The following is a 9,685-nucleotide window of genomic DNA, read 5'->3' on the forward strand; positions in this document are numbered from 1 at the left end:
GGCTCAACGGGAGCAACGGGACCAACAGGTGAAACAGGAGCAACAGGAGCAACAGGAGCAACAGGACCAACCGGACCAGCAGGAGCAACCGGAGCAACGGGAGCAACCGGCCCAACCGGCTCAACGGGAGCAACGGGAGCAACCGGAACAACGGGAGCAACAGGAGCAACCGGAACAATGGGAGCAACAGGAGCAACGGGAGCAACCGGAGTAACAGGTTCAACGGGAGCAACCGGAACAACAGGCTCAACAGGAGCAACCGGCTCAACGGGAGCAACCGGCCCAACCGGACCTAGGGGAGCAACGGGCGAGGAAGGTGATACTGGACCTAGAGGTGCTACAGGCTCAACCGGTCCGACAGGATCTTTTGCTACAGGTCAAACATTATTCTTTGTATCGGGAGCAACAGGTGCAGTACCTTTAGGGTTAGGGGATAGTTTATCCTTTAATTCTGACACACTAGATATTATAGTAACACCTGGTTCTGCTATTGTAACAATAGAACTAACAACAATTCCGACAGGTTCAACGGGAGCAACGGGAGCAACCGGAGCAACGGGAACAACGGGAGCAACGGGAGCAACCGGAGCAACGGGAACAACGGGAGCAACGGGAGCAACCGGCCCAACCGGCTCAACGGGAGCAACGGGAGCAACCGGAGCAACCGGATCAACCGGAGCAACAGGTTCACCGGGAGCAACCGGATCAACAGGAGCAACCGGAGCAACAGGAGCAACCGGGCCAACGGGAGCAACCGGAGCAACCGGATCAACGGGTTCAACGGGACCAACAGGTGAAACAGGAGCAACAGGAGCAACAGGAGCAACAGGAGCAACGGGAGCAACCGGGCCAACAGGTGAAACTGGAGCAACCGGAGCAACAGGAGCAACGGGAGCAACAGGTGAAACAGGAGCAACCGGACCAACCGGCCCAACCGGACCAGCAGGAGCAACGGGAGCAACAGGTGAAACAGGAGCAACCGGCCCAACCGGCCCAACCGGACCAGCAGGAGCAACCGGAGCAACGGGAGTAGCAAATATTGCAGCTTATGGTGACTTCTTTAGAACCGGAGCAACGACTATTGATAGTGGAGAAGATGTTCCTCTTACAGTGGCTGGAATCCAAACGCCATCGGTACAGCTAGCTAGTAACGCGGTGCAAATAAACGAATCAGGTATTTACGATGTTATAGGGACTGTAACAGTGACATCAACATTAAATACTCCATCAGTTTGGGCACTATTTTTAAATGGAGTCGAGATACCTAATACTACTTTTGGTGTCCTCGGAGCTTTTTCAGCTAGTGATGTGACTTTAACAGCTGGTGGGATAATAACTGTAAGCACTGTTCCAGCTGTCCTAACATTACGCAACGTTTCTACTACTACTCAAACATTACCAGGAACTATAGGGACAGTAGCTATTGATAATGCATCCATTCGAGTTATTAAAATTGATGATATCTGATGGTATAGAAGTACTTGGACCTATAGGAGTACTCCTACAAGTTGTATCTTTTTATTTTCAAAAAGGTTAGAAATCGTTTTGAGTTAACTTTGGGTGGAGTATAAATGGATTGTTTAGACTCCACCCGTTTTCAATTTTTAACGTAATTTATTGTATAAATGACTTTCTTTTACATAAATTGTAGTCTTGAATTGTAATGAGTTTTTTGTGTTTTTAATAAGATGTATTGAAAATAAGGATCCCGTCCCTATACATACAATTTTAATCGTTATTTACAACGCTGTGAATTACCTCACTAAGTTAGGAGCCTTTTACTACTTCAATGAATACCATGACTCTACAATGTATTTCAACTTTTTTTAACGTAAGACGACTCATCAGTACAGCTAAATACTAAATACTCTTATACTCAAGGGGATGCATGTTTGATTGAAACACCTCAAGATTTTCAAAAATGTATAAATGAATTATATTAAAAATAAAAAAATTCAAATAAAAACCCGAACTATTATACGAAATGCTCATTTGAGTTTCGTAGTAGTTCGGGTTTTTATTTGGTAACTTCTCATGTACAAATTTTGGATTTATCGAATTCTATCTACTATTATTGTTTTTTATTTACTAAAATAATGCGGATATAAAGTAGAATGAGATTCAATCCACTCTTTCATCTCTATGATCATATTTTCATAAGTAGGCACTTCAAAATGAAAGTCCTTACGTTGATTCATAAGGGTTTTATCTAATTTGATTTTGGATTCGGGTAAAATGGTGACTCTTTCATCTTTAAAATGCTTATTAAATAACTTTAATAGCTCAAACTTATTGATACTTTCATTGTTAACTAAATTATATAATCCTGATAGCCCTTCAAATGCAGCCTTCTCCATTGCTTCTGCTAATGTTAATGTCGTTACTCCCGTCCAAATCGCCTGGTTATATCCATAAATTGTCCCCTCTTGTTTCATAAACCAATTAAATAATCCAATTCCATCTTCTTTCATATCAGGTCCGATAATTGAATTTCTAAAGGTTAAATGTTTTTCATTTTCAATTTCTCCTAAAGCCTTTGTGCGGTCATAAAAGGTTTCACCATCTCGAAGACTATCCTCATAATAAGGTGCCTTTTTCCCTGAAAACACACAATCTGTACTCATATGGAACAACCTTTTATTTTCATCTATTTCTAGTATTTCAACAATTTTATGTGGTAAATAACTATTAAAATAGACAGCATTGGCCGGTGCCTGATCACAAGCTTCATTTAAGACTCCGATACAATTAATAACAATATCGTAGTCTGAGTCAAGCAGAAGGGTGCGTAAAAATGTATCATCGGTTAACTCTCCATTCACATTTTCACCAAATGCAAATGGGCTTCTTGAATACGTAATTACTTCATGACCTTTTTCAATTAAATACAAGGCAATTGTATGACCTGCCATCCCAGTTGCACCAAGTACCAAGAATTTCAATATCCTACTCTCCCTTCCATGATTTTAGTTCATCTTGGATCAATGGGAGAGTGAGTAGTTTTTGTTTTATTTCATCTATCGTAAGGATTTTTGTGTTGTTGGAGTTATATTCATCACTTAATGTAATTTTAGGGGATCCTTGATTGAGATATTTTGCGTAATTTAAATCACGGTTGTCAGCGGGGATTCGATAAAAGTTACCCATATCAATCGCCTTTGCTGCTTCTTCTTTCGTTAATAGTACTTCATAGATTTTTTCCCCATGACGAGTACCTATTGTATGAATCTCATTATTTGCTTCAAATAACTCAATCAATGCCTGAGCGAGGTCTTTAATATAAGAAGAGGGAGCTTTTTGTACCATAATGTCACCATTTGATGCATGATGGAATGCATAGATGACTAAGTCTACCGCTTCTTCTAAACTCATCATAAATCGTGTCATTTTGTCATCAGTAATGGTTAGTGGTTTTCCTTTTTTTATTTGATCGATAAATAATGGAATGACCGAACCTCTTGATGCCATTACATTTCCATAACGAGTACCACAGATTAACGTCTCATCAGGAGCCATTCGTGATTTTGCAATAAACGTTTTTTCCATCATCGCTTTAGAAATCCCCATGGCATTTACAGGATAAGCGGCCTTGTCGGTAGATAGACATATGACTTTTTTTACACCTGCTTGAATGGCTGAAGTTAGCATATTATCTGTGCCAAGGATATTTGTTTTGACAGCCTCTAAAGGGAAAAACTCGCAAGAAGGTACTTGCTTCAAGGCTGCAGCATGAAATACATAATCCACATTGTACATAGCATGATTAATACTATGAATGTCCCTGACATCCCCGATAAAGAACTTTAATTTATCATTTTGATATAAAGTCCGCATATCATCTTGTTTCTTTTCATCCCGAGAAAAAATTCGGATTTCTTTAATATCTGTATTTAAACAACGCCTTAATACTGCATTTCCAAATGATCCAGTGCCACCAGTTATCAATAATATTTTATCTTTAAACAAGTTGTATTCTCTCCAAACTTCAATGTAGTATAGAATATTAATCGTGCTTGATTATTGATTTAAGATTTTAATCCTCTTTGGTATAGATAAAACTCTGAGTTTTCCCTCGGGTAGTTGTACCAATAGGCGAAGATTCCTGTATATTTGCACTTTGGAGACTGATCGACTAATGTTTTATTGAAATCGTAATCTCCGGCTATATCCTTTCGATTTGTAAATTTCGCATCCCCTATAAAACTTCTACGTATAATTTTAAATTGCCCGCACCAACTGTACCCATCTGTTTCACTTTTCACAAAACGTTGCCCAATTTTAGTCAACATATTGTAATAGTAAATGTCGTATGTCCCATCTACTTGAGCTAAAACTTCTCGTATTGGAGGTAGATAAATATCGTCACTGTCAATAATTGCGATATAATCTCCGCTTGCTTCTTCAATGCATCGATTGTATGAATAACTTGCGCCTTTATTTGAGAAGTTTTTTAAAATTTTGAGTTGGGGGCATGTTACCTGATACTTTTCTAAAATTTCAACGGTCCGATCTCTAGAACCATCATCACATACAATAATTTCATAGGCATATTCTTTTGGAATACTATCTAGCATTCGCTTAATCCAAGCCTCGCTATTATACGCAGGGGATAAAAAGCTAAATTTCAAATAAACACCCCATTCCAATGAATTTCTTCTCTAAAATAGTCTAGAAGTAAAATATTTTATAGTTTTATAGATGAAGCTCTATTTAGTATATGAGAGGGTGGAACTTTGGTTTGGGTACTATTTATAAAAATTCCAAATTCAAACGAAATGTAATTATTTGTAACATTACGTCGATTTTAAAATATGATAAAGAAGATGAACACTTATAATTTTTTGGAATATATTGGAGAGGTTGTGGTGAATTGAATCAAAATTGGCATGAGGATTTAATCAATTTTCTTGGGGGTCTTATTCGTCCAAAGGTATATGTAGAACTTGGGTTATATCACTGTGATTTATTTAATAGCATGATTCCTCATGCGGAAAAATTAATTGGGGTTGACATGAATCCTGCAGCAGGAAATTTTATGCAACAGTCAGAAAAAGTCCGTTTTTTTAATGGTACTACTCAAGAATTTGCGCAAGAATTAAAAGAAAATCCATTACAAATCGATCTTTTGTTCATAGATGCAGACCATGCAAAAGAAGCGGTGTTACAGGATTTTTATGATTATTTTCCTTTCGTTGCACCACATGGATTAATTTTGTTCCACGATACACATCCAAGAGATAATTGGATGATGCAAAGAGCTCTTTGCGATACAGCCTATCAAGCGATTGAAGAATTGTCAAAAGACACAACGGAGTATGAGTTAATGACATTACCAGTTAATCCTGGTTTAACACTTTGCAGAAAACGTAAAAAACAATTATCTTGGCACGAGTAAGAAGGCCTAGTTGGAGGCATGTATACGGGGCATCGTCTACGTAATGAAAGAGAAAAAAGCTCGAATTTTACAATATCGTAAAATTGAGCTTTTTATTTTAATAATCTCATTTTAAACTTTTAAGGTATAAATCAGACTCTGAACCTTCTCGAGGGTAGTTATACCAATAGGCAAAGATACCTGTATGTTTACGAGTTGGATTTTTTGCTAATAAGGAATTATAAAAGTCAAGATCTGCACCTGTAGGTTTTTTTGTATATTTTGCATCCCCAATTAAGCTACTTCGAAAGATTTTAAAGTTTCCTGGCCAATCAATCGGGCCATGAATATAATAACCTCCTGCTTTTGTTAACATATTATAATAGTAAATATCGTATGTCCCATCGATTTGTTGTAATACGTCAATAATCGTTGGTAAATAGATATCATCACTATCGATAATTGCTACATAATCTCCTGTAACTGCAGCTAAGCAGTCATTATAAGATTCACTTGTCCCTTTATTTACTTCATGCTTTAAAATTTGAAGTTGAGGACATGTTTTTTGATAGTTCTCCAAAATTTCTAATGTTCGATCCGTAGAGCCATCATCACAAACGATGATTTCGTAAGCATATTCTTTTGGAATACTATCTAGCATCATTTCAATATATCCTTCACTATTATAAGCGGGCGTTACAAAGCTAAACTTCATAGTAAACCTCTTTTCAAATATACTATTTTAATGCTATAAAACATTATTTTAACCCTCTAAGATGTAAATCTGATTCTGAATTTTCCCTAGGGTAATTGTACCAATAAGCGAAAATCCCAGTATATTTACATTTAGGACCTTTATTGAGTAACGCCATATTAAAATCAGTATCCCCGGCATATTCTCTTCTCGTTACGAATCTAGCATCTCCTATAAATGAGCGGCGAATGATTTTAAATTGACCTGGCCACATATATCCATCGGTAGGCTGTTTAATAAATGCTTGACCATTTTTTGTTAACATATTGTAATAGTAGATATCATACTCTCCATCGATTTGTTCTAATACATCAACAATGGTTGGTAAATAGATGTCGTCGCTATCAATAATAGCTACGTAATCTCCTGTTGCTTCTTCGATTAAACGATTATAACTTTCACTAGCGCCAATATTTTGTTCGTTTTTTAAGATTTTAAGTTGAGGGCATTTTTTCTGATAGTCTAATAAAATATTTAGCGTATTATCTGTTGAAGCATCATCACAAATAAGAATTTCATATGCATACTGTTTAGGAATACTGTCTAACAGTCGTTTAATCCATTTTTCAGAATTATAAGCAGGTGTTAAAAAACTAAATTTTATTGGAATCACTCCTTTGCACATTTTGTCTGAAGAAGTCTATAACTCGTAAATCTCTCCAATATTATATGCACTAATAATTAAAAGGTTAAGGACTCCCATCTAGAAGGTTAAATAGAGAGGCGACTCCGACCTTCAGTTCATCAATGTCTGGTGTGATTTTTAGTGAATTTAGCCGGCACTATCAATATATATTTAGAAATTTATCTAACAATAATTTATATATCCATGGTGTTATAAAATGAGCGATTGTGGTCAAACTTCTATTGAAACGTGTTAAATAAATTAATGCGTTTTATAAAAAGAGTGGAGGATGGCTATGTCAAATATAAACAATAAGCAAGAAGTAAAGAAACAACCACGTGCAAAAAGTCGTCAGACCAAGGCAAACCATCTAAATGAAGAATTTGGCGCTGAAGCAAACTTTGATGCCAATGACTTCAAAAAAGAAAGGGAGTTCTCCACTGATGATAAGCCTGTAAGTGAACGCACGGCATGGAATTAGTTTATATTTGATATAAACAAATGAAAGAAGCTAATGCTTAGTAGCTTAGCTTCTTTTATGTACAAAGTACTATTGGTAAAAGAGAAAAGCCTTATGCTAAAAATAAATAAATCTTACTTACTTTAGCAAATACGATAATTAAAGAGGAAAATCGGTTAGATAACAATACATAAAACTTGTAAAGTGAATTTAAATTTAGTACAATGTACTCACCAGAATGAGTTGTGTGCAATTTAATTTGGCAAAATATTGGTAGTTGCGTTTAGGTAGAAGTCTCTTAAGCTATTAAAATGTTAGTAAATAAATTCAATCACAAACAAACATAATAAGGAGCAAAACGATGAGTATTTATAATTATTTAGTTAAAAAACCTAACGGTGAAATTTTATCAATGGAAACCTATCGAAATAAGGTCCTATTAATAGTCAACACAGCAAGTCATTGCGAATTTACATATCAATATGAGGATTTACAAAAGATGTATGAACGCTATGCAGAAAAGGGTTTTAGTGTACTGTCATTTCCATGCAATCAATTCGGTGAACAAAATCCTGAAGATGGTCAAACTACTGCTAGTCACTGCAAACTTCAATTTGGAGTTACATATCCGGTTTTTGATAAAATCGATGTCAATGGAGATAAAACACATCCATTATTCAATTACTTGAAACACGAGGTAGATTGTCCACCATTTACCCGTGAAACACTACAACAAAAGATTTTATACAATGCTATTCAAACGAATTATCCAGATTATTTAATAGGTCGTAATATTCGTTGGAATTTCACAAAATTTTTAGTAGATCAAAATGGTCGCGTATTACAACGTTTTGAGCCGTATAGTTCATTTTTAGATATTGAACAAGCAATTGAAGCTATATTGTGAGAAAGAGATAGTTAATAAAAAATTTAAATCTTACTAAGAATACCGTATCGATGTGAGAGCAGAATAGAAAGTCAGATGCAATAGGAGACTATTCAATCTGACTTTTTTAATCATTAATATATCCTCTATTTTCCTTTCAATACTAAAAAGCCGATTAAGATAATGATAATACCTACCCCGGTACGCCAATTTGGAACTTCTTTTAGAAATAGGTAACCAATGGCTACACTCACGAAAATCTCTATTCCTTTAGATGCAATAAGCGAAAAGGTTAAGTTATCTACAATTTTTGTTAAAAATTTAACTCCATATCCAATCATCATACTCGCAGACAGGAAAAAAGGGAGGACTTTAATGTAGTACCACAAAGTGGATAAAAAGTCAGGATCAATATTCTTGTTTTGGTAAGCGTAAATCGCATTTATAATAAATAATCCGCCTAACATCAATAAAAGTGAAAGAATAATCATAAATGTTGTTCTCCAATTAGATTTGATTCTATAATTTTGCTCCAGTGCAAAACTTTTTATGCAACAAAAAAAGTTATTCATTTTAAACGAACGATAATGATGAAATAGTTGGTAGCATTTTCTGATAAATAATAAAAAGAAGCCTGAATAATATCATCAGACTTCTTTTTTTAATCTCTAGTCATTCGTAGCCTATATTTCTTCTAAGATCCCTTTGATCAAACCAACAAATTTCGTATTTACTTGACCTGCAACTTCAATCACTTCTTCGTGATTTAAAGGTTGGTCTAGGATTCCACATGCCATATTTGTTAGACAAGATATGCCTAATACTTTCATACTTGCATGAGTAGCTATGATAGCTTCAGGTACGGTTGACATTCCACATGCATCAGCCCCAAGTACACGGATCATGCGAACTTCTGCTGGAGATTCGTATGTTGGTCCGCTCCACCAAGCGTAAACACCTTGTTGTAATGTGATATTTTGTTTCTTTGCTACATCCAATGCAAGATTGCGCAAATCTTGATTGTAAACTTGTGATAAGTCAGGGAATCGTGTTCCCAACTCGTCATTATTAGGGCCGATTAGAGGATTTGCACCGACTAAGTTGATATGGTCGGTGATTAACATTAAATCTCCTGGCTTAAAGTTAGTATTGACAGCCCCACATGCATTTGTGACGATTAGTGTTTCAATCTCAAGAGCTTTCATCACGCGAACAGGGAATGTCACTTCATCTAATGTGAATCCTTCATAATAGTGGAAGCGACCTTTCATAGCAGCTACTGTTTTTCCGTTCAATGTACCAATAACAAGCTCATTGGCATGACCAACTGCACTAGACTTTGCAAAATGGGGAATTTCACTGTAGGGAATGCTGATGGGATTTTCAATTTCATCCGCAAGATTGCCGAGTCCGGAACCTAGTATTAAACCAATCTTAGGTTTTTTAGTTGTCTTGCTTAATATAAATTCTTTTGCTTCAATAATATCTTGAACGTTGTGCATTTAAGTTCCTCCCTCTATAAATGTTGATGTATCAATGGCTCACGCCATTTTTAAGTGACGAAAAATATTTTTTCAATACGTACA

The 9,685-nt window shown here is 36.1% G+C and carries 11 protein-coding genes; 4 read left to right on the forward strand and 7 right to left on the reverse strand.

All coding sequences use genetic code 11. From position 1 onward, the window contains the following. Window positions 1-1,467, forward strand: a 1,467-nt coding sequence (locus tag Q0977_RS17335) for a collagen-like protein (protein WP_299516163.1), incomplete at its 5' end; no start/stop codon positions are given. Window positions 1,468-2,081: 614 nt separating this feature from the next. Here Q0977_RS17335 and Q0977_RS17340 read toward each other — a convergent pair. The 3 genes from Q0977_RS17340 to Q0977_RS17350 are packed head-to-tail and all read right to left on the reverse strand — an operon-like array spanning window position 2,082 to window position 4,628. After that, complete coding sequence (locus Q0977_RS17340) at window positions 2,082-2,942, reverse strand: sugar nucleotide-binding protein (RefSeq protein WP_299516165.1); 861 nt, start codon at window positions 2,940-2,942, stop codon at window positions 2,082-2,084. Window positions 2,943-2,946: 4 nt separating this feature from the next. Further along, window positions 2,947-3,966, reverse strand: a complete 1,020-nt coding sequence (locus Q0977_RS17345) for a polysaccharide biosynthesis protein (RefSeq protein WP_299516167.1) — start codon at window positions 3,964-3,966, stop codon at window positions 2,947-2,949. A gap of 59 nt (window positions 3,967-4,025) precedes the next feature. Further along, window positions 4,026-4,628 carry a glycosyltransferase family A protein gene (locus Q0977_RS17350; protein ID WP_299516169.1) on the reverse strand — a complete coding sequence of 201 codons (603 nt, stop codon included), beginning with the start codon at window positions 4,626-4,628 and terminating at the stop codon, window positions 4,026-4,028. A 242-nt stretch (window positions 4,629-4,870) separates the two neighbouring features. Between Q0977_RS17350 and Q0977_RS17355 the strand changes: the two genes are divergently transcribed. After that, window positions 4,871-5,395 (forward strand): class I SAM-dependent methyltransferase, encoded by a 525-nt coding sequence (locus Q0977_RS17355; protein WP_299516171.1) that lies wholly within the window; start codon window positions 4,871-4,873, stop codon window positions 5,393-5,395. A gap of 106 nt (window positions 5,396-5,501) precedes the next feature. Here Q0977_RS17355 and Q0977_RS17360 read toward each other — a convergent pair whose 3' ends face one another. Both Q0977_RS17360 and Q0977_RS17365 read right to left on the reverse strand, forming a co-directional pair. Then, window positions 5,502-6,089, reverse strand: a complete 588-nt coding sequence (locus Q0977_RS17360) for a glycosyltransferase family 2 protein (RefSeq protein ID WP_299516173.1) — start codon at window positions 6,087-6,089, stop codon at window positions 5,502-5,504. A gap of 43 nt (window positions 6,090-6,132) precedes the next feature. Next, on the reverse strand, window positions 6,133-6,741 hold the full coding sequence (locus Q0977_RS17365; RefSeq protein ID WP_299516175.1) for a glycosyltransferase family A protein: 609 nt from the start codon (window positions 6,739-6,741) through the stop codon (window positions 6,133-6,135). 307 nt (window positions 6,742-7,048) lie between these two features. On the opposite strand from Q0977_RS17365, the gene Q0977_RS17370 reads away from it, so the two are divergent. Then, window positions 7,049-7,234, forward strand: a complete 186-nt coding sequence (locus tag Q0977_RS17370; protein WP_119415754.1) for a hypothetical protein — start codon at window positions 7,049-7,051, stop codon at window positions 7,232-7,234. Window positions 7,235-7,574: 340 nt separating this feature from the next. After that, the gene (locus Q0977_RS17375) at window positions 7,575-8,120 is read left to right on the forward strand and encodes a glutathione peroxidase (protein ID WP_119415755.1); all 546 of its coding nucleotides are present in this window, start codon (window positions 7,575-7,577) and stop codon (window positions 8,118-8,120) included. A 125-nt stretch (window positions 8,121-8,245) separates the two neighbouring features. Here Q0977_RS17375 and Q0977_RS17380 read toward each other — a convergent pair whose 3' ends face one another. Then, window positions 8,246-8,590 (reverse strand): hypothetical protein, encoded by a 345-nt coding sequence (locus tag Q0977_RS17380; protein WP_119415756.1) that lies wholly within the window; start codon window positions 8,588-8,590, stop codon window positions 8,246-8,248. 192 nt (window positions 8,591-8,782) lie between these two features. Further along, window positions 8,783-9,601, reverse strand: coding sequence for a purine-nucleoside phosphorylase (locus Q0977_RS17385; protein WP_119415757.1), 819 nt, complete (start codon window positions 9,599-9,601; stop codon window positions 8,783-8,785). Window positions 9,602-9,685 lie beyond the last annotated feature (84 nt).

This window comes from uncultured Rummeliibacillus sp., assembly GCF_934216135.1.
Classification (GTDB): Bacteria; Bacillota; Bacilli; order Bacillales_A; family Planococcaceae; genus Rummeliibacillus.